Source organism: Streptomyces ziwulingensis (genome assembly GCF_039542605.1).
Lineage (GTDB): Bacteria > Actinomycetota > Actinomycetes > Streptomycetales > Streptomycetaceae > Streptomyces > Streptomyces ziwulingensis.
On record NZ_BAABIG010000026.1, the window covers coordinates 37,393 to 57,879 of the forward strand.

Annotated in this window: 16 protein-coding genes and 1 tRNA gene; 9 read left to right on the forward strand and 8 right to left on the reverse strand. The window is 74.0% G+C overall.

What is annotated here, in order from left to right; translation table 11 throughout:
* Positions 1-147: 147 nt before the first annotated feature.
* The 3 genes from ABEB00_RS15860 to ABEB00_RS15870 form a co-directional block, all read right to left on the reverse strand.
* A complete protein-coding gene (locus tag ABEB00_RS15860) occupies positions 148-417 on the reverse strand; it encodes a chaplin (protein ID WP_345620296.1) in 270 nt (89 codons plus the stop codon).
* Between the two features lie 170 nt (positions 418-587).
* Positions 588-1,547, reverse strand: a complete 960-nt coding sequence (locus tag ABEB00_RS15865) for a D-2-hydroxyacid dehydrogenase family protein (RefSeq protein WP_345620298.1) — start codon at positions 1,545-1,547, stop codon at positions 588-590.
* A gap of 34 nt (positions 1,548-1,581) precedes the next feature.
* Positions 1,582-1,657, reverse strand: a tRNA-Arg gene (locus ABEB00_RS15870).
* A 322-nt stretch (positions 1,658-1,979) separates the two neighbouring features.
* On the opposite strand from ABEB00_RS15870, the gene ABEB00_RS15875 reads away from it, so the two are divergent.
* From ABEB00_RS15875 to ABEB00_RS15905, 7 genes are all read left to right on the forward strand, one after another.
* Positions 1,980-3,587, forward strand: coding sequence for a dynamin family protein (locus tag ABEB00_RS15875; protein WP_345620299.1), 1,608 nt, complete (start codon positions 1,980-1,982; stop codon positions 3,585-3,587).
* Between the two features lie 342 nt (positions 3,588-3,929).
* The gene (locus ABEB00_RS15880) at positions 3,930-6,125 is read left to right on the forward strand and encodes a YfjP family GTPase (RefSeq protein ID WP_425586507.1); all 2,196 of its coding nucleotides are present in this window, start codon (positions 3,930-3,932) and stop codon (positions 6,123-6,125) included.
* Between the two features lie 192 nt (positions 6,126-6,317).
* On the forward strand, positions 6,318-6,899 hold the full coding sequence (locus ABEB00_RS15885; protein ID WP_345620475.1) for a single-stranded DNA-binding protein: 582 nt from the start codon (positions 6,318-6,320) through the stop codon (positions 6,897-6,899).
* Positions 6,900-7,165: 266 nt separating this feature from the next.
* On the forward strand, positions 7,166-8,605 hold the full coding sequence (locus tag ABEB00_RS15890; protein WP_345620301.1) for a TQXA domain-containing protein: 1,440 nt from the start codon (positions 7,166-7,168) through the stop codon (positions 8,603-8,605).
* Positions 8,606-8,758: 153 nt separating this feature from the next.
* On the forward strand, positions 8,759-10,423 hold the full coding sequence (ettA, locus tag ABEB00_RS15895; RefSeq protein ID WP_345620303.1) for an energy-dependent translational throttle protein EttA: 1,665 nt from the start codon (positions 8,759-8,761) through the stop codon (positions 10,421-10,423).
* A 6-nt stretch (positions 10,424-10,429) separates the two neighbouring features.
* Positions 10,430-10,867, forward strand: a complete 438-nt coding sequence (locus ABEB00_RS15900) for an acyl-CoA thioesterase (RefSeq protein ID WP_345620304.1) — start codon at positions 10,430-10,432, stop codon at positions 10,865-10,867.
* Positions 10,864-11,532 carry a DUF8185 domain-containing protein gene (locus ABEB00_RS15905; protein WP_345620306.1) on the forward strand — a complete coding sequence of 223 codons (669 nt, stop codon included), beginning with the start codon at positions 10,864-10,866 and terminating at the stop codon, positions 11,530-11,532. The genes ABEB00_RS15900 and ABEB00_RS15905 overlap by 4 nt, the downstream gene beginning before the upstream one ends.
* A gap of 100 nt (positions 11,533-11,632) precedes the next feature.
* Here the strand turns inward: ABEB00_RS15905 and ABEB00_RS15910 are convergent, their stop codons facing one another.
* Positions 11,633-12,046 carry a globin gene (locus tag ABEB00_RS15910; RefSeq protein ID WP_345620307.1) on the reverse strand — a complete coding sequence of 138 codons (414 nt, stop codon included), beginning with the start codon at positions 12,044-12,046 and terminating at the stop codon, positions 11,633-11,635.
* Positions 12,047-12,131: 85 nt separating this feature from the next.
* On the opposite strand from ABEB00_RS15910, the gene ABEB00_RS15915 reads away from it, so the two are divergent.
* Positions 12,132-13,130, forward strand: coding sequence for a methyltransferase domain-containing protein (locus ABEB00_RS15915; RefSeq protein ID WP_345620308.1), 999 nt, complete (start codon positions 12,132-12,134; stop codon positions 13,128-13,130).
* Between the two features lie 20 nt (positions 13,131-13,150).
* On the opposite strand, the gene ABEB00_RS15920 is transcribed toward ABEB00_RS15915, so the two are convergent.
* The 3 genes from ABEB00_RS15920 to ABEB00_RS15930 form a co-directional block, all read right to left on the reverse strand.
* Positions 13,151-14,566 (reverse strand): FHA domain-containing protein, encoded by a 1,416-nt coding sequence (locus tag ABEB00_RS15920; RefSeq protein ID WP_345620309.1) that lies wholly within the window; start codon positions 14,564-14,566, stop codon positions 13,151-13,153.
* 139 nt (positions 14,567-14,705) lie between these two features.
* Positions 14,706-16,052, reverse strand: a complete 1,347-nt coding sequence (locus ABEB00_RS15925; protein ID WP_345620310.1) for a vWA domain-containing protein — start codon at positions 16,050-16,052, stop codon at positions 14,706-14,708.
* Positions 16,053-16,159: 107 nt separating this feature from the next.
* Positions 16,160-17,560 (reverse strand): PP2C family protein-serine/threonine phosphatase, encoded by a 1,401-nt coding sequence (locus tag ABEB00_RS15930; protein ID WP_345620476.1) that lies wholly within the window; start codon positions 17,558-17,560, stop codon positions 16,160-16,162.
* On the opposite strand from ABEB00_RS15930, the gene ABEB00_RS15935 reads away from it, so the two are divergent.
* Entirely contained in the window at positions 17,550-17,723 is a 174-nt protein-coding gene (locus ABEB00_RS15935; RefSeq protein ID WP_345620490.1) for a hypothetical protein, read from the forward strand. The genes ABEB00_RS15930 and ABEB00_RS15935 overlap by 11 nt on opposite strands.
* Here the strand turns inward: ABEB00_RS15935 and ABEB00_RS15940 are convergent.
* A complete protein-coding gene (locus tag ABEB00_RS15940; protein ID WP_345620477.1) occupies positions 17,699-20,374 on the reverse strand; it encodes a serine/threonine-protein kinase in 2,676 nt (891 codons plus the stop codon). The two genes, ABEB00_RS15935 and ABEB00_RS15940, sit on opposite strands and share 25 nt — an antisense overlap.
* Positions 20,375-20,487 lie beyond the last annotated feature (113 nt).

A 20,487-nucleotide genomic window follows, 5' to 3' on the forward strand; every position in this document is an offset into this window, starting at 1 on the left:
CCGCGGCCGTGCGTCCGCAGACAGGAGTCCGCGGCCGTGCGTCCGCAGACGGGAGTCCGTGGGCAGGAGTCCGTGGACAGGAGTCCGTGGACATGAAGGAGCCCCGGCGCGGGATCGCCGGGGCTCCTTCATGTCGCCGACCGGGGGTCAGTGGCCGTAGCCGCCGCCCTTGTGGTGGTCGCCGTTCTCGCACTCGTTGCCGAACGCCGGGTTCAGCAGGCCGATCACGTTGATGGTGTTGCCGCACAGGTTGACCGGGATGTGGACCGGAACCTGGAGGACGTTGCCCGACAGGACGCCGGGCGAGTGGGCGGCCACGCCCTGCGCGCCGGCGTCCGCCGTGGCCAGGCCGGCGCCGCTGAGGACCACGGCGCCGGTGCCGAGGGCGACACAAGCGGCCTTCGCGATGCGAGACATCACGTTCTCCTTCTGACTCGGGGAGTACGGCGGCCCAAGGTGCCGTCGTACTCCGGGTTCAACGCGGCGGAACCGTGGGGGTCACGGCGGACCGACGCACGTCACCCGCCTGATCAGGGCGGCGGCGCGGAACGCCGGCCGGACCGGCCGGGTGGCGGTGCCGGCGGCCGTCAGGGGAGCAGCCGTACCGGAGTGCCCGCGAGATACGCCTGGACGGCCTCGACCGCCTGGCCGTAGTAGGTGGCGTAGTTGCCGCGCGTGACGTAGCCGAGGTGCGGGGTGGCGAGCAGGCGGGGGGCGGTGCGCATCGGGTGGCCGGCGGGCAGCGGCTCGATGTCGAAGACGTCGACGCCCGCGCCCGCGATCCGGCCCTCGCGCAGGGCGGCGAGCAGCGCGTCCTGGTCGACGATCGCCGCGCGTGAGGTGTTGACGAGATACGCCGTCGGCTTCAGCAGGGCGAGTTCGGGCGCGCCGAGCAGGCCGCGGCTGCGGTCGCCGAGCGCCAGGTGGACCGAGACGAAGTCACCACGCGTGAGAACGTCCGCCAGGGAGGGAGCGAGGTCGACCCCGACCTCCTCGGCGCGCTCACGGGTGAGGTTCCGGCTCCAGGCGGAGACCTCCATGCCGAAGGCGAGACCGACCTGGGCGACCCGGCTGCCGATCTTGCCCAGGCCGAGCAGTCCGAGCCGGCGGCCGTGCAGGTCGGCGCCGACCGTCCGCTGCCAGGGGCCGTCGCCGCGCAGGCCGTTGCTCTCCTCGACCAGGCCGCGGGCCAGGCCCAGCAGCAGCGCCCAGGTCAGTTCGACCGGCGGGGTGGACGAGGAGCCCGTACCGCACACGGTGACGCCGTGCGCCTCGGCGGCGGCGTAGTCGATGACGGTGTTGCGCATGCCGGAGGCGACGAGGAGCCGCAGCCGGGGCAGCCTGGCGAACAGGGAGGCGGGGAAGGCGACCCGCTCGCGCAGGGTGACCACGATGTCGGCGCCGGCGAGCGCCTCGGCGAGGGCGTCCTCGTCGGGAAGGTGTGTGTCCAGGGAGACGACCTCGACCTCGCCCCGGAGCGGGGACCAGTCCGCGACCTCGGTCGCCACCTGCTGGAAGTCGTCCAGGACGACACAGCGCAGACGCACCTCGACGCGTTCCTCCCCCTCGGCGAACGGGCGGTGGCGCCCCCGGCAGGACTCGAACCTGCGGCCAAGCGCTTAGAAGGCGCCTGCTCTATCCACTGAGCTACGGGGGCCTGGGTGGTGGCCTCGTGCCGTGGCGCCCGGAGTGCGGGCCGGACCACGGCATTACCGGGGACAAGGATAGGGCTCCCGGCTCCTCGTCCCTGCTGCTTCCCCTCCGTGGCTCGATGTGGAGGTTCGGTGAAGCAGCACCGATAATCGCAGGCAGGTGCGAATCGTGCATCGCTTTTGGCGCCTCACGCATCGGGTGTTGTGCACTCGTTATGCCTGCGCCGCGTTCTGACCCCCCTCGTCCCTTCCGTCCCTTAAGTCGGGTCGGCGCGCAGACATGCTCATATGCTTCAGAATTCCCCTAAAATTGGGCATTCTTCCCATGTGGTGACCTTGGACGTACGGCCTCAGTTGCTCGACGCACTTTCCGCCCTGCGCGACCGTGTCGCGGCCGCACGCTTCCCGCTGCCCCTGGCGGGGGCGCCACGCGCGCGTGCCAACCGCGACGAACTCCTCGCCCAGCTCGACGACTACCTGGTGCCCCGGCTCAGAGACCCCGAATCACCGCTGCTCGCGGTCGTCGGCGGCTCCACCGGGGCGGGCAAGTCCACCCTGGTGAACTCCTTGGTGGGCAGGCGGGTCAGCGAGGCGGGCGTGCTCCGGCCGACGACCCGGACCCCCGTGCTCGTCTGCCATCCGGAGGATCACCACTGGTTCAGCGGCATGCGCGTGCTGCCCGACCTCACGCGCGTGTGGGTGCCCCACCAGGAGCCCGGCGACGACCTGCTGCTCCCCGGCGAGAACCCGGCGCGCGTCCTGCGTATCGAGACCGCCGACACCCTGCCGCCGGGCCTCGCCCTGCTCGACGCGCCCGACATCGACTCCCTGGTCGCCGACAACCGCACCCTGGCGGCCGAGCTGATCTGCGCCGCCGACATCTGGGTGATGGTCACCACGGCCGCCCGGTACGCCGACGCCGTCCCCTGGCATCTGCTGCGCACCGCCAAGGAGTACGACGCCACCCTGGTCACCGTGCTCGACCGGGTGCCCCACCAGGTGGTGTCCGAGGTGTCCCGGCAGTACGCGGCGCTGCTCACCAAGGCCGGGCTCGGGGAGGTGCCCCGGTTCACCGTGCCCGAGCTGCCGGAGTCGGCCTGGGGCGGCGGGCTGCTGCCCGCCACCGCCGTCGCCTCGCTGCGCACCTGGCTCGTCCACCGGACGCAGGACCCCGCCGGCCGGCAGCAGGTCATGGCCCGCACCGCGTACGGCGTCCTGGACTCCCTGAAGTCCCGGATGCCCGAACTGGCCAGCGCCACCGCCGCCCAGTACTCCGCCGCCCTGCGGCTCACCTCCGCCGTCGACGCGGCCTACGACAGCGAGTACGCGCGCGTGCGGGGCCGGCTGCGGGCGGGTGCCGTGCTCGCCGGGGACGCGCTCACCCGCTGGCGCGCCTTCCCGCTGGACTGCGCCGCCGGGGAACTCCTCGACTCGCTCGTGGAGAGCCTGAGCACGCTGCTGCTGTGCGCGGTGACCGCCGCCGACGAGCGGGTGGACGACGCGTGGCGGCGCGAACCGGCCGCCTCCGCCCCCGGTCTGACGGACCGGGACCCCGCGCCGGACAGCGCGGAGCACCGGATCGGGCTGGCGGTACGGCGGTGGCGGCGCGAGTTGGAGGAGTACGCCGAGGAGGAGGTCCGCGAACTCGACCGGAGCCTCGCGCCGGACCCCGAGGCGATCGCCGCCCTGGTCGCCACGGTGCTGCTGGGCGGGCGCCGGGCGCGGGTCTCCGGGGAGAAGCTCGCCGAGCGGATCGGCGCCCACGGGGCGCTGCGGCTGCGGGACCGGGGCGGGCGGCTCCTCACCGAACACGTGGACCGGATCATGCACCGGGAACGCGAGCGCCGGCTCGCCCCGCTGGACGCGCTGGACGTCCACCCCGAGCCGCAGGCCGAACTCATCGCCGCGCTGTCCGTACTGCAGAAGGAGAGGTGACCGGTGAACGCTGTCACTGACCAGGACCCCACCGAGCACACGGAAGGCACGGCCCCCGGGGACGACCGCTCGGGGGAGGAGACCTCCGGGGCGGCGGGGTCCCCTGGGGGCGCTGCGGCTACCGGGGCCTCTGCGGCCTCTGTGGCAGCCTCTGTGGCCTCTGCGGGGAGTGGTGGTGAGCCGGGGGAGGGCTCGGACGGCTCCCGCGACTCAGACGCCGACTCGGATCCGGATGCCGATGCCGATGCCGATGCTGATGCCGACTCGGACACGGACTCGGGCTCCGAGGGGCGGCCGGGAGGCCGCGGTGAGGACCGTGACCGCAGGGGATTGCGGCAGCGGCTGCGCCGGGAGAGCCCGTCGAGCACCAGGAGCCGCGCCGACACCAGCTCACGCCGGACGCTGCGGGCGCAACAGGAACGGGCGGAGCGGGAGCGCGCCGAGGAGGAGCGGACCGAGCGGGAACGGGCCCGGCGCGCGCGTGCCGAACGCGAGAGCACCGAACGGGCGCGGGCGCGTGCCCGGCGGGCGGGAAGGCCAGAGGATTCGGGGCGCCCGGAGTCTGCGGGGCGCGCGGAGGACGCGCGGCGGGCGGCGGGCCCGGACCGGAGGGCCGGGACGGAAGCGGCGGCCGGCGGGACGGGCCGGAGCCCGGACGGGAGGACCGGCGAGCGGCGGGCCGCGGGACTTGCGCGGCGTCAGGAAAGTACCCCTTCCGGCGGTGGCGGTGGCAGTGGTGGCGGCGGAGGCAGCGGCAGCGGCGTCGGCGCCGGCGCCGCCGAACGACGGGACGGCGGGTCCTCCGGGCGCGGGGATCACGAACAGGGCGCCTGGGGTGACGGGCTGATCGCGCGCCGGGTGGACGAGACCGCGGGCACCGAGCAGTTCGCGGTCACCGAGAGCCGGGTCACCTCCGCCTCCGCCGCCTCGGCCGTGATGCCGCTCGCCTACGACGGCCCGCTCAGGTCCCGGCTCGACGCGATGCGCGAACTGGTCGGACTCTCCCGCACCCGCCTGGACAGCAGGACGCTCGCCGAGGCGGGCCGGGTCCTGGACGAGGCCGCCGCGCGGCGCAGGCTCTCCGGACAGCACACCGTGGTCGCCCTCGCGGGCGCCACGGGCAGCGGCAAGTCCCAGCTCTTCAACACGCTCGCCGGAGTGACCATCTCGGAGACCGGCGTACGCCGTCCGACCACGGCGGCGCCCATCGCGTGCAGTTGGAGCGACGGCGCGGCGACCCTGCTGGACCGGCTCGGCATCCCGGGGCGGCTGCGCAGGCGCCCCGTGCAGCACCCCGAGGACGACGCCCAGTTGCGCGGACTCGTCCTGGTGGACCTGCCCGACCACGACTCCGCCGCCGTACAGCACCGCGAGCAGGTCGACCGGGTGCTCGCGCTGGTCGACGCCGTCATCTGGGTCGTCGACCCCGAGAAGTACGCCGACGCCGTCCTGCACGAGCGCTACCTGCGGCCCATGGCGGGCCACGCGGAGGTCACCTTCGTCGTCCTCAACCAGATCGACCGGCTGCCCGGCGAGGCCGCCGAGCAGGTCCTCGACGATCTGCGGCGGCTGCTCGACGAGGACGGGATCGCGCTCGGCGAGTACGGCGAGCCGGGCGCCACCGTACTGGCCCTCTCCGGGCTCACCGGGGACGGCGTCGGGGAACTGCGCGAGGCGCTCGGCCAGTTCGTCGCCGAACGGCAGGCACCCGCCCGCCGGATCGCCGCCGACATGGACGCCGCCGGACGGCGACTGCGACCGGTCTACGTCACCGGGCGGCGCACCGGGCTCAGCGAGGAGGCGCGCGAGGAGTTCGCGGACCGGCTCGCGGACGCCGTCGGCGCCACGGCCGCCGGCGAGGCCGCCGAACGCGCCTGGCTGCGCAACGCGAGCCGCGCGTGCGGCACGCCCTGGCTCAGGCTCTGGCGCTGGTACCACGACCGGCGCGAACCCCCCACCGGACGGATGTCCCTGCGTACCCAGGCGGACGAGGAGGCCACCGCCCGGCAGCGCGTCGAGCAGGCGGTGCGCACGGTCGCCGAGCGGGCGTCCACCGGACTGCCCGCGCCCTGGGCGCAGGCGGTGCGGGAGGCGGCCGTGCGCGGCGCCCAGGGGCTGCCCGAGGCGCTCGACGAACTGGCCGCGCGCTCGGCCCCCCGGCCGGGACGTCCGCCGCGGCCGGGGTGGTGGCCGATGGCGGTCCTCGGGCAGGCGGGCATGACGCTGCTCCAGGTGGTGGGCGGCCTGTGGCTGCTCGGCCAGATCTTCGGCGTCCTCCCGCCCAACCTGGGCGTACCGGTGCTGCTGATGGTGACCGGCCTCATCGGCGGCCCCCTCATCGAGTGGGGCTGCCGCATGGCCGCCCGCGGCCCGGCCAGACGGTACGGGCACGAGGCGGAACGGCGGTTGCGGGAGTCGGCGGCCGGGTGCGGGCGGGCCAGGGTGCTGGACCCGGTGGCGGCGGAGCTGCTGCGCTACCGGGAGGTGCGGGAGCAGTACGGGCGGGTGATGGGGGCGGGTACCACCACGGTGGGGTGACGGAGACGGTGGGGTGACGGAGTTGTCCACAGCCGGGCGGGGGTCCACAGGCCCGCACGGCGCCGCTCCGGCCGGGGCAGTCTGGCGGGGCGGCGATCGCGACGGACGCGGTCGCCGGGGCCGTACGGGAGACCCCCGTGCGGCTGCCCGCCAGGTGCCGTCACGTGCCGGGCGGGGGAGGGGATGGCGACGATGAACGAGACGATGATCTGCGCGGTGGGCAACGTGGCGACCCGGCCGGTCTTCCGGGAGACGGCGAACGGCGCCTCGGTACGGTTCCGGCTGGCGGTCACCTCGCGCTACTGGGACCGCGAGAAGAACACCTGGGCGGACGGCCACACCAACTTCTTCACGGTGTGGGCCAACCGCCAGCTCGCCCAGAACGCCTCCGGTTCGCTGGACGTGGGCGACCCGGTCGTCGTGCAGGGCCGGCTGAAGGTCCGCACCGACCTGCGGGAGGGGCAGAACTGGACCTCGGCGGACCTCGACGCGGTGGCCATCGGCCACGACCTGGCCCGCGGGACGTCGGCGTTCCGGCGCGCCAACCGCCCCGAGACACCGGCCGCCCCGCCCCGGCCGGAGCCCGACTGGGAGACCCCGGCGGAGGAGCCCGTCGCCGCGGCCACCGGCCCGGACACCCACACCCACACCCACACCCGCACCGGCACCGGCATCGGCATCGGCATCGGCGTCGACGCCGGCGCCGGGGCGGAGCCGAAGCCGCGGCCGAGGCGGAAGAGGGAGCGCGAACGGGAGCCCGCGGTGGCCCGGTGACCGTAATCGGGCGAAGTGCCGGGCCCGACCGAACCACGGCTTATCGGTGGCTGCGAGCCGTTCCGCCGGGGTTGATTTATCGATAAGCCCTGCTCACGGCTGGTGCGGCGATAACGATTCCGAGTCGGATCGGTGATCGGGCGGGATCCCCGGCAAGCACGGTGCGCGGAGATCCTTAGGATGCCGAACAGGTCCTGTGGGGCTGCTGATTCTGCTGGTAGGACCGTGCCCCCCACGTCAACGGGTCCTGCTCGAAGGGGAATTTGGTGCTTGCTTCGTTCTCTGAACTGTCCGTGCCCCGCCGAGGGGCGGCGCGTCTCGCCGCGTGGACGCTGGTGTCCGCGATGGCCGTCACGTCGGTGCTGGCCGGCGCGGGCCGCGCCGCCGCCGAGGGAACGGCACAGGGCCGGAGCGGGGCGACGGCCACCATGGGCGGCCTGGAGACGTACGGCACCGCCGTGATCCACGGCGACACCGGCACCGGCGACACCGGTGACCCGGGCACGGGCGACACGGAGGTCTCGGCCGGGCTGTTCGAGATGTCCGTCGAGGGCGGCGGCACCCTGCAGACCTACTGCGTCGACATCCTGACCCCCGCGCAGGACGGGGCCAAGTACCAGGAGACGCCCTGGAGCGGCACCTCCCTGGGCGCCAACAAGGACGCCGGCCGCGTCCGCTGGATCCTGCGGAACTCCTACCCGCAGGTCAACGACCTGGCCGCGCTCGCGAAGAAGGCGGGCGTACGAGGCGGCCTCACCGAGCAGGACGCGGCGGCCGGCACCCAGGTGGCCATCTGGCGCTACTCGGACCAGGCCGACGTCGAGGCCGTCGAACCCGAGGCCGAGCGGCTCGCGGACTATCTGGAGAAGAACGCCCGCGACCTGCCCGAACCCGCGGCCTCGCTCACCCTCGACCCGCCCGCCGTCTCGGGCCGGCCCGGCGAGCGGCTCGGCCCGGTGACGGTACGCACCGGCACCGGCGGCGCCACGGTGACACCGCCCGCGGACGCCGCCACCAGCGGCGTACGGATCGTCGACCGCGACGGCGAACCGGTCACGGACGTGCGGGACGGCGGCAAGGTCTGGTTCGACGTGCCCGAGGAAGCGGCGGACGGCACGGCGGAGCTGACCGCGCAGGCGTCGACCACCGTGCCGGTCGGCCGGGCCTTCGTCTCCGAGAGCCGCAGCCAGACCCAGATCCTGGCCGGCTCCAGCGAGTCGACGGTCTCCGCGACGGCGTCCGCGACCTGGGCGGAGGAAGGCGCGATACCCGCGCTGTCCCAGGCGCGGAACTGCGCCGAGGGCAGCCTGGACATCACGGTGGCCAACCAGGGCGATGTCGTGTTCACGTTCGACCTGCTGGACAGTGAGTACACGATCGCGCCGAGCGAGACCCGCACGGTCTCGGCCCCGCTCCAGGAGGACCAGGCGTACGACTTCACCGTCCGAGGTCCGGGCGCCGAGGAGCACCGCTTCACCGGCGTCTTCGACTGCCGCACCCAGGCCGACGCGGCCGGTGACGCCACCCGGACCCTGAGCGAGCCCAGCCCCGCCACGATGGGCGCCGCCGCCACCGAAACCGACCTCGCCGACACCGGCAGCTCCGACACCACCCCACTGATCGGCGGCACCGCCCTCGCCCTCGTCACCATCGGCGGCGCGACCCTCCTCCTCGTCCGACGCAGGGGAACGACGCCGCGCGGCTGACCCCGACGCGGGCCGGCCGCTTCACCGACTGAGACCCTCCGAGGAACCCCAGGTCAGCCCCCCGCCGGAGAACGCGTTTCCTCCCAGGGGTGGCGGTGCGGCAAGATGGGGTGTATCTGCCCACTGCCTGATTAAGCTGCCGGACGGTTTCTCTTGGCTGAGTACATTTACACCATGCGCAAGGCGCGCAAAGCGCACGGCGACAAGGTGATCCTCGACGATGTCACTCTGAGTTTCCTGCCGGGAGCGAAGATCGGCGTGGTCGGCCCGAACGGTGCCGGTAAGTCGACCGTCCTGAAGATCATGGCGGGGCTGGAGCAGCCCTCCAACGGTGACGCGTTCCTGTCGCCGGGCTACACGGTCGGCATCCTGCTGCAGGAGCCCCCGCTCAGCGAGGACAAGACCGTCCTGGAGAACGTCCAGGAGGGTGTCGCCGAGGTCAAGGGCAAGCTCGACCGGTTCAACGAGATCGCCGAGCAGATGGCGACCGACTACTCCGACGCGCTCCTCGACGAGATGGGCAAGCTCCAGGAGGAGCTGGACCACTCCAACGCCTGGGACCTCGACGCCCAGCTCGAACAGGCCATGGACGCGCTTGGCTGCCCGCCCGGCGACTGGCCCGTGGCCAACCTCTCCGGTGGCGAGAAGCGCCGCGTCGCGCTCTGCAAGCTGCTCCTGGAGGCGCCCGACCTGCTCCTCCTCGACGAGCCCACCAACCACCTCGACGCCGAGTCGGTGAACTGGCTGGAGCAGCACCTCGCCAAGTACGAGGGCACCGTCGTGGCCGTGACCCACGACAGGTACTTCCTGGACAACGTCGCCGGCTGGATCTGCGAGGTCGACCGCGGCCGCCTGCACGGCTACGAGGGCAACTACTCCAAGTACCTGGAGACCAAGGCCACCCGCCTCAAGGTCGAGGGCCAGAAGGACGCCAAGCGGCAGAAGCGGCTCAAGGACGAGCTGGAGTGGGTGCGGTCCAACGCCAAGGGACGGCAGGCCAAGTCCAAGGCGCGACTGGCGCGCTACGAGGAGATGGCGGCCGAGGCCGACAAGATGCGGAAGCTGGACTTCGAGGAGATCCAGATCCCGCCGGGCCCCCGGCTGGGCAGTGTCGTCGTCGAGGTGAACCACCTCAGCAAGGCGTTCGGCGAGAAGGTCCTCATCGACGACCTGTCGTTCACCCTGCCGCGCAACGGCATCGTCGGGGTCATCGGCCCGAACGGCGCCGGCAAGACCACCCTGTTCAAGATGATCCAGGGGTTCGAGGAGCCGGACTCCGGTTCCATCAAGGTCGGCGAGACCGTCAAGATCTCCTACGTCGACCAGAGCCGCGCCAACATCGACCCGAAGAAGACCCTGTGGGCGGTCGTCTCGGACGAGATGGACTACATCAACGTCGGCCAGGTCGAGATGCCGAGCCGCGCCTACGTCTCCGCCTTCGGTTTCAAGGGACCGGACCAGCAGAAGCCGGCCGGCGTGCTCTCCGGCGGTGAGCGCAACCGCCTCAACCTCGCGCTCACCCTCAAGCAGGGCGGCAACCTGCTGCTCCTCGACGAGCCGACGAACGACCTGGACGTCGAGACGCTCAGCAGCCTGGAGAACGCGCTGCTGGAGTTCCCGGGCTGCGCCGTGGTCGTCTCCCACGACCGGTGGTTCCTGGACCGGGTCGCCACGCACATCCTCGCCTACGAGGGCGAGTCCAAGTGGTTCTGGTTCGAGGGCAACTTCGACTCGTACGAGAAGAACAAGGTCGAGCGGCTCGGCGCCGACGCCGCCCGCCCGCACCGCGCCACCTACAAGAAGCTGACCCGGGGCTGATCGATCTTGCGGCACATCTACCGCTGCCCGTTGCGCTGGGCGGACATGGACGCGTACGGCCACATCAACAACGTGGTCTTCCTGCGCTACCTGGAGGAAGCCCGGATCGACTTCCTCTTCCGTCCGGACAAGGAGTTCAAGCAGGGGTCGGTGGTGGCCCGCCACGAGATCGACTACAAACGGCAGCTCGTGCACCGGCACGCGCCCGTGGACATCGAGCTGTGGATCACGCAGATCAGGGCCGCGTCGTTCACGATCACCTACGAGGTCAAGGACCCGGACCAGGTCTACGTCCGGGCCTCGACGGTGATAGTGCCGTTCGACTTCGAGACGCAGCGGCCCCGCCGGATCACCGCGGACGAGCGGGAGTTCCTCCAGGAGTACACGGACGACCCGAAGGAGCCGCTGAAGGCCAAGGGTGAGGAGGAGGCCGTCGCCGTATGACGGTGCTCCACCTCGCCGACGAGGGGGAGGCGGCGGACCTCGTGGCCTTCCTCTCCCGGCTGCTCCATTACGACCGCGGCGCCGCGGTGCGCCTCCAGGCGGCCGGCACGGCGCTCGCCGTCTTCGGCCGGCCGCCCTCCTTCGAGGTCCTGACGATCCGCGCGGCCCGGCTGGCGAAGCCGTACGAGAACGGGCTCGACGCCACGCTGGACGTGACCGTCTCCGCGGGTGAGCTGCTGGAGGCGGTGGACGAGACGGGGGCCGTCGCCGGCGTGCCCGGCGCGGTGACCGGGCCGCCCTGGGCGGGGCTGCTGCCGCCGCGCGGCGGCTGGCGGACCGAGCCGGGGCTGCCGTCGCTGGACTCGCTGCGCGCGCTCGTGGCCGCCGGGGTCGCCGAGTTCCGTGTCCGCATGGGCGAGTTGACGCCCGAGGGCCGTACCCGGGCCGAGCTGGACCGGATCGGGCGGGACATCTGGTCCCGCACCGTCGCGGGCACCGGGCTGCCGGTGCGGGCCGTGCACGCGGCCCAGTCGCTGGGCTTCCTGCGCGGCGACGGGGGCCTCGGGCTGGTCTCCTGCGGCGCGTGGCTGCGACTGCGCACCCCGTACGGGTCCGTCGCCGTCCGGCGGACCGGGGCCGGGACACTCGGCATCAGCGTCGCCTGAGCCACCCCGGCCGCCCTCCCCGAGAGAACCGGCCCGCCCTCCCCCGGGAAACCCGGCCCGCCCTCCCCCGGGAAAAGGAACCCGGGGAACCGGGATCGGGTCAGCCCGGGGTGTTCACCATCGAAGCCGCCGCGTACGTCAGGTAGTTCCACAGGGTCCGCTCGTGCTCCTCGGAGAGCCCCAGCTCGTCCACGGCGACCCGCATGTGCCTCAGCCAGGCGTCGTGCGCCGCCTGGTCCACGACGAACGGGGCGTGCCGCATGCGCAGCCGCGGGTGGCCGCGGTTGTCGCTGTACGTCGTCGGGCCGCCCCAGTACTGCATCAGGAAGAGCGCGAACCGCTCCTCCGCCGGGCCGAGGTCCTCCTCCGGGTACATCGGCCGCAGGACCGGGTCCCCGGCGACCCCCTGGTAGAAACGGTGCACGAGCCGACGGAAGGTCTCCTCCCCGCCGACCTGCTCGTAGAAGGTCTGCTCCTGAAGCGTGCCGCGCCGAATCTCGTTCACGCCTCCCATGGTCTCAGACGAGGAGAACCAGGACTCGGGTCGTAGGTCCTCGCCCCGGACCCCGGCGGGCGGGCGACGCTCGTACTGTGGAGGTATGGGCGGGCACGCTCCCGGCACGGCCGGTGACGAGCACCTGGACACCCTCGCCGCAGCGGCGCGGGCCGCGCTCGTGCGCGAGATCGAGGCGAGCGGCGCCTGGGCGGCCGACCCGGTGTGGCGGACGGCGTTCGAGGCGGTCCCCCGCCACCTCTTCGTGCCGTACTACTACGTCGGCGTCGTCGGCGGCCACGAGCGCCGGTGGGGCGAGCACCCCGACCCGGCGGCGCGTGAGCGCTGGCTGCGCGGCGCCTACGCCGACACCCCGCTGGCGACCCGGCTGCGCGACGGGGAACTGCTCTCCTCCAGCAGCCAGCCGTCCCTGATGGCGATGATGCTGACCGAACTGGGGATCCGCGACGGCGACCGGGTCCTGGAGATCGGCGCCGGCACCGGTTACAACGCGGCCCTGCTCGCCCACCGCCTGGGCGACGACGACCTGGTCACCACCGTCGACCTGGAACCGGAGATCACCGAGTCCGCCCGCCGGCACCTGGCCGCCGCCGGGTACCGCCCGGCCGTGGTCACGGGCGACGGCACCCGGGGCGTGCCCGAGCGCGCCCCCTACGACCGGATCGTCGCGACCTGCGCCCTGCCCGCCGTACCCCCGGCCTGGCTCGCCCAGTGCCGCCCCGGCGGCCGGATCCTCACGCCGTTCGCCACCGGACTGCTCGCGCTCACCGTGTACGACCGCGGCCGGGCCGAGGGACGCTTCCTGCACACCGCCGCCTACTTCGTGCCGCTGCGCGGCGGCGGACGGCCCGACCCCCGCCCGCCGGGCCTGGGCGCGGTGCCGCGCCGGGCCCGTGACGACGACCTGTTCCGCTTCCTGCTCGGGCTGACCCACGGCCGTCTGGACCCGCAGGAGGCGTACGCGCTGTGGGAGCGGGAGGGCGCGCCGACCCGGGAGCGTTACGGCGTCACCGTCAGCGGCGACCGCGCGTGGGTGTGGCTCGACGCGCCGGAGGGGCCGTACTCCTGGCCCCTCCCGTACTGAAACGTACCGGGACGTTCGGGTCAGCCTCGGCGGATGGTGATCGTCGTCCAGGCGCCGACGTGCACCCGGTCGCCGTCCCGCAGCGGGACCGGCACGAAGGGCTGGATGGGCTCCTCCGAGCCGTTGACGGTCGTGCCGTTGGTCGAGTTCTGGTCGACCACCGCCCAGCCGCCGTCCGGCTGCTGCACGAGCACCGCGTGCTGGTGCGAGACGCCCGGGTCCTCCGGCGGCACCGACAGGTCGATGTCGGGGGTGTCGCCGGTGGAGTGGCGGCGACGGCCGATGGTGAGCTGGTTGCCCGTCAGCCGGCGCTGCTGCTCGGGTGAGTACGCCGGCAGGTTCAGACCCGCGGCCTCGGGGCCGGAGCGCTGCATCATCGCCATGAAGTAGTCGCGGTCCGGGGCGATCGTCGCCGTCCAGGGCCCCTGCGGCTGCGGCGGCTGCTGCTGGTGGGGCGGCTGGTGCTGCTGCGGGAACCCGGAGCCGGGCTGGGGCGGGGCCTGGTGACCGGCGGGCGGCGGGAAGCCGTAACCGCCCTGGCCGCCACCCGGGCCGCCGGACGGCGGGGGAAGCATCCAGTCGTCGTCGCGGCCGCCACCGCCGAAGGACGGACCGCCCGGCTGCGGCCGGCCCGGGTCCTGCGGGTAGGCGGGCGGGGCCGGGGGCCCACTCGGACCGGGACCCGGGCCCGGCTGCCCGAACGCCTGCGGCGCACCGCCCGGCACGCCGTGGCCACCGGGGCCCTGACCGGGCATCCCGGGGCTCCGGCCCTGACCCGGTCCCTGCGGACCGGGACCCCCGGGACCCCCGGGACCACCGGGGCCCATGGGGCCGACGTGACCACCGGGACCACCGGGACCACCGGGACCACCGGGACCGGGCATGCCGGGGCCCTGAGGACCCGGGCCTTGCGGACCCGGGCCTTGCGGACCCGGGCCTTGCGGACCCGGGCCTTGCGGACCCGGACCCTGCGGGCCCCGGCCGCCCGGTGCGGGCGGTGGCGGGAAGGCGCGGGACGGGTCGCCGCCGAAGCCGGGCGGGCCCGGCGGGATCGGCTCGGCGGGCCGGTTCATCTGGGACGGGCGGGAGCCCTGGTAGTCGTAGGCGTCACCGCCGCCGTAGGACGGGCCCGGCGGCTGCTGGAACGGGCCGGGCTGACCCGGCGCCGGTCGGGGCGGGGCCGCCGGGGTGTACGAGGTGGCGGTGTTGGTGAGGAAGTTCCACCGGCACTCCTCGCAGAACGGCGCGCCGCCCTCACGGGGCGTACGGCACTGCGGGCACAGCTCCGGCGCGCCCGCGGCGGGGCCGGGCGGCGGGAAGCCGTAGCCGCCGGGCGGCGGCGGGGGAGGGGGCGGCACGGCACCGGCCATGCGGTGACCGCAGACCTCGCACCAGTCGTCAGAACCAGACTGGTGTCCGTTCGGGCAGGTCGGCATGTCGGCGCTTCCCCCTCTCCTTTCCGGCCGCTGCGGCCGGATTTCTCCCGCCCCGACGGGGCGGGCTCGCTGCTCGCGGGGATTCCGCGCGCGCTGTCCTACGTCACTGCCGCGTCACTGCCGCGCAGTCACTTCGCAGTCACTTCTTTACACGAACAGTCTTTGTGGACCGGGTTTCGAGAGTCATCTCGTCGGCCTCCTCGACCTTCGTCTTCAGTCGCACAGTACCTTCCGCGGCGTCGACCACGTCCACCACCTTCGCAAGCAGTTTCGCGGTATCGGCGTTCCCCGAGACCCCGGCGAGCTGCACGGCGCGGCCCAGTTTGGCGGTCGCTCCGTCGAGATCTCCCGCTTTGCGCAGATCGAGCCCCTGTTGGATGGCCTGGGCCAGTTCGGCCTGCCCGGTGTAGTGGGCGACCTGGGGGTTGATCGAGGTGGAGGAGGCCATGTCGTCCGTCCACACCGCCCGCACCAGCCCCTGGGCGCCCAGGTTGCGGACCGTGCCGTCGCTCTGCGGCACGACCAGCGAGACGCGGGCGGCCAGCATCTCCTGGCCGAGGCCGGCGGGCGGCACCTCCACGCAGACGTGGTAGTCGCGGGACTCGTCGCCCCAGGAGCCCGTGGGGTAGTCGCCCGCCCGGGGGCCCGCCTCGGTACGGCGGCCGGTCAGCTCCTCGACCGTCGGCGCGACCTGTTTGACGAACTTCACGGTGGCGCCGGCCGGGGTCCACAGCCGCAGGGCGACGTCCGCGACCTCCTTGCCCATGGCCGTCTCCATCATCCGCGTGAAGTCGGCGGTCAGCTCCTCGGGGTCGGCGACGATGTCGGCGGTGCCGAGCAGCCCCGAGGCGATCTGTGTGACTTCTTTCACTTCCCAGTCGGTGCCCACACCCCGGGCGTCGCAGGTGAACCGGCCGGCACAGGAGGCGAGCGCCGCCTTCAGGTCCTCCGGCGCCTCGTGCTCGTTGCGTCCGTCGGTGAGCAGGATGCCGTGCCGGATGGCGACGTCGGCCGTGGTCAGCAGCCGGTCGGCGAGCCGCAGCCAGGTGCCGATGGCGGTGCCGCCGCCCGCGCTCAGTTTCCGCAGCGCCTGCTTCGCCTGGTCCCGGGTGACCTGGTCGGCGACCGCGAGCCGGCCGCCGCCCGGGTAGACCTCCTTGGCCACATGGGTGCCGCCGATCACGCAGAAGTGCGTGCCGTCCCGCAGGGTGTCGATCGCGGCGGCCGTGGCGTCCCGGGCGTTGCGCATCTTCGTGGGCGGGTAGTCCATCGACCCCGAGCAGTCCACCATCACCGCCACCGCCGCCGACGGCCCCCGCCCGGAAGCGTACTGGTGCGGCGCGGCGACCGCGCTCCCGACCGTCCCCCCGCCGGTGGCGGTCACCGTCACGATCCCGTTGACCTCGCGCCCGCCCTCGGGCAGGTACTCGTTCTGGTAGACGTCCACCGAGAACCGGGGCACGTTCGACTTCGAGAAATTGGCCATGCCAGTTCGCATCCCCCTCGACAACGACCCCGCGCCAGGCGGGGCGATGACGGTGTGCGGACCGCCCCCTGCGGTCCGCGAGTCCGTCTTCGGTACGTATGACGGCCTCAGGCCGATCCTGCCCCCTGGGACGACGCCGGGAACGGTACGACGGCCACTGTTACGTTGTCGTGGCCCCCGCCGTCCAGGGCGTGGCCGACCAGGACCCGGGCGCTGTGCAGCGGGCGCGCGGCGGCGTCGAGGGGTACGGCCTCGGCCATCTCCTGGGCTCCCTCGGCGTAGTTCCACAGGCCGTCCGTGCACACCACGACCACTCCGGGCCGGTCCGGCTTGAACGAGGCGGTGTGCGGCTCCAGTTCGTAGGCGTCGGCGCCGAGCCAGCCGGTGATCGCGTGGGCGCGCTCGTCGGCGTACGCCTCGGCCTCGCTCATCAGGCCCGCGGCGACCATCTGCGCGGCCCAGGAGTCGTCCTCGGTGAGCCGGGCCGCCGGGGCGGAGCGGTCCACCGGGATCCAGTAGACGCGGCTGTCGCCGACCCAGCCGACCACCAGCAGCCCGGCGGTCACCACGGCGGAGACCAGCGTGCACGCCGGGGCGTTGGTGTGCGGGGTGTGCTCACGGGCCGACGCGGGCTCCTCCGCGAGCGCGTCCACGGCGCGCGCGGCGGCGACGATCGCGTCGTGCATGGCCTGCTGCGGGTGGGTGCCGCGGGGCAGGGCGGCGAGCAGGATCTCGCTCGCCGCGCGGGCGGCGGCCAGTGACGCCTCGTCGGGGCGGGTCGCCGAGGAGACGCCGTCGCAGACGACGGCCACGGAGACCGGGCTGCCGTCGGGCAGCGCGGTGTGGCCGACGGCGAAGGCGTCCTCGTTGCGGTGGTGGCGCAGGCCCCGGTCGCTGACCGCGGCGAGCGGGCCGCATTCCTGTTCCATGTGGTCGCGCTCGCGCGGCTGGGCGTGCCCGCAGTTCTCGCAGTAGCCGTCGCCGTCGACCCGGCCCGAACGACAGGCCACGCACACGGTCTCCTCCGGAGCGGAAGCGGGAGCGGGTGCTGGTGCGGGTGCTGGTGCGGGGGTGGGTGAAGGTGAAGGTACGGGAGCGGGTGCCTGGGCCGGAGCGGCGGCCGGCTCCGGCGCGGAGTGTGTCGGCCCGGCGGACCTGCGCGGGTCGGGCGCCTGGAGCGGGTACTCGTCGGGCTCGGGCTCCCGCGGACGGTCGAGACGGACCCCCGGGGCGGATACGGGGGCGGGGGCGGGTGCGGGACCGGCACCCGGCGACCGGGACGGTGGCCGCGCGCTCCAGGGCACCGGCGCGCTCCGGGGCGCGGACGCGTTCCCGGGCGCCTGCGGGGCCTGGCGTGGGAGCGGGTCGCCGCCCGAGTCCGTGCCGGGCAGGTCGGCCGCCTGGTGCACCGGGGCCGCGCGGCCGGAGCCGTCCGGCTCCGGGGCGAGGGGCCAGTCCACGCCGGCCGCGCCGCCTGGCGCCGGTACCGAGGGGTTCATGGCGTTCATGGCGATCGTCGGGCTGTCGTCCGGCCGTGCGGGGACGGCGGACAGGTCGTATCCGCACGCACCGCAGAAACGGTCGCCCGACTCGAGGGGTTCCTCGCAGCTCGGGCAGGCGGACAACTGGGGCATCTGCGACATCAACTACACCCACGTCCGGGGGCGGTAACGGTTTGCTCGTTCCACCAGGTCGATCCTCTCCTCGCCGCCCCGCGCCAGCCGGGCCAGCGTGCGGTACGAACGCTCCAGCCCGAAACGCAGGCCGCGTTCGTCCAGGCCGCTGCCGAGCAGCGTCCGGCCTCCGGCGGCGGGAGGGACGGAACCCTGGCCCCCGGAGAGTACCCAGTCCAGCGCCGCGCCGAGGACTTCGGCCGACAACTGCTCGCGGCGCGCCGGATCGAGACCGTACATGTCCAGCGCCTCGACCTGCCGTGCGGCGGCGGTCAGCTCGTCCAGGAAGGGCGCGTCGGAGGCGAGCGCCAGGCGCTGCCGCAGCCGGGCCCGGACCGCCGCCGTGCGCGCGGACGTGTAGTGGATGGACGACTCCGGCACCGACTCCAGCGTCCGTACGGCGCCGGCCCGGTCGCCCGCCGCCAGCCGCACCCGGGCCAGGCCGAAGGCGGCGCTCACGATGCTGGGGTCGGTCGACCACACCAGGTGGTAGTACTCGGCGGCGTTGTCGAGCTGCCCCAGCACCTCCGCGCACAGGCCGAGCCCCAGCTTGGGGGCGGTCTCGCCGGGGAAGGCGTCGTAGATCGCGTCGAAGGAGAGCGCGGCCCCCTCGTGGTCGCCGGTCACCAGCGCGGCCACGCCCCGGTACCAGACCACGCGCCAGTCGTCGGGCCGGTCCCGCTCCAGGGCTCTCAGGGCGGCCGGTGCGGCCGACGCGTCACCCAGTTCCAGTTCGGCCCGGATCTGCCGCAGCCGGGTCTCGACCGACGGCGCCGGCGCGGCGGCCAGCGCCGTGAGCAGCTCACCCGGCGCGGAGGTCATCAGACCCGCGAGGAAACCGGCGTTGGGGTCGGCCGCGTCCACCCGGGGAACCGGCAGCGCGAGCGCGGCCTGCCGGGCGTCCACGGTCTTGACCAGGCCGGGCGGGACGGCGGGAGCGTCCGGTGCGGCGGAGGACGGCGTGGGGGCGGACTGCGTGGGGGACTGCGCCGGGACGAGCGGCACGAGGGACGCGGCGCCCACGGGAGTGGCCGCCCCCACGGGAGTGGCCGCCCCCACCGGAGTGGCCGCCCCCACCGGAGTGGCCGCCCCCACCGGCGTGGCCGTCCCCACCGGCGTGGCCGCGCCCGCCCGTCGGGACGCCCGGGCCACCCGCCGCGGCGTGCGGGCCACCCGCCCGCCCAGCCGGGACACCTCCCCGTCCAGCTTCGGGAACAGCTCCGTGTCGGTGACCCTCGTCTCCGGCCCGAACAGAGTGGACAGCGCGGGCCGGGCCCGGCCCGACTGGAGCGAGACGACCTCGCGCAGCACCCCCGTGAGCTGCTCGGCCATCTCCTGCCCGGAGGCGAACCGGCGGGCCGGGTCGGGGTCGGTGGCGCGCACCAGCAGCCGGTAGAAGGACTCGTAGCGGCGGAAGACCTCTATGGAGTCGGGGTCCGGCAGGGAGTCGGCGAAGACGCTGGTGTAGCCCTGGAAGTCGAAGGTCAGCACGGCCAGGGTCCGGCCGACGGTGTACAGGTCGGAGGCGACCGACGGACCGATGTCCGCGACCTCGGGGGCCTGGTAGCCCACCGTGCCGTAGATCGCCGACTCCTCGTCGTCCATCCGCCGCACCGCGCCCATGTCGATCAGCTTGAGCTGGTCGTCGGTCTGGATGGCGTTGTCGACCTTGAAGTCGCAGTACAACAGGTGGCGGCTGTGCAGGTGGTCCAGTGCCTCCAGCGCCTCGATGCCGTACGCGCACGCCTGCTCCACCGGCAGCGGGTCGCGCCGGCCGTCCGGGGTGCGCCGCGCGTTGGCGATCTCCTTCAGCGACTTGCCGCCGAGGTACTCCATGACGATGTAACCGTCGAGGGAGCCGGTGCGCTGGTCCAGGTGTTCGACGAAGTTGTAGATCCGCACGATGTTGGCGTGCTCGATCTCCGCGAGGAACCGCCGCTCGGAGATGGCCGCCGCCATCGCGTCCTGGTCGCCGGTGTCCAGCAGGCCCTTGAGCACCACCCAGCGGTCGGCGACCGCCTTGTCCACGGCGAGGTAGATCCAGCCGAGGCCGCCGTGGGCGAGGCAGCCGACGACCTCGTACTGGCCGCGCACCACGTCGCCACCGCGCAGCTTCGGCACGAAGGAGTACGGGTGGCCGCACTTGGTGCAGAAGCCCTCCGTGCGCCCCCGCCGGTCACCACGCGCCCGCCCGACCGGCGCCCCGCAGTCCGAGCGCGAGCAGAACCGCTTGCGCTCGGGCACCTCGGGGTGGTCCAGGACCATCGAACGCGGGTCCGGCCGCGGGATCGCCGGGACCTGCACCAGCCCGGCGCCCAGCCGGCCGCGCCCGGTGGAACCGGCGGCCGAACCGGAGCTGCGCACCGACACCGAGCGGTTGGTGGGTCTGCCCGACACCGAGCGCGAGAGCCGTCCCGACACCGAGCGCCGGGACCTCGACGACTGCGAGGAGGTCCCCGTACCCCCCGTACCGCCCGTACGCCCCGTACCCCCCGTACCGCCGGACGCGCCCGCGGTACCGGAACTGCCGCTGCCCCGCGAGCCCTTGCCGCCCGCGGTGATCCCGGTGGGCGGCGAGCCGACCAGGCCGGTCGGCGACACCACCGGCGCGAGGCCGCAGGTGTCGCAGTACAGCTCGCCGTCCCCCATGTCCTCGTACGCCCCGTCGCAGCCGGGCCGCTGACAGGGGCGGTCCGCCTGCCCGGGCGCCCCGGCGGGAGGCGGCGGCGGGGACGGGGGCGGGGGCGGGGGCGCGGACGAGG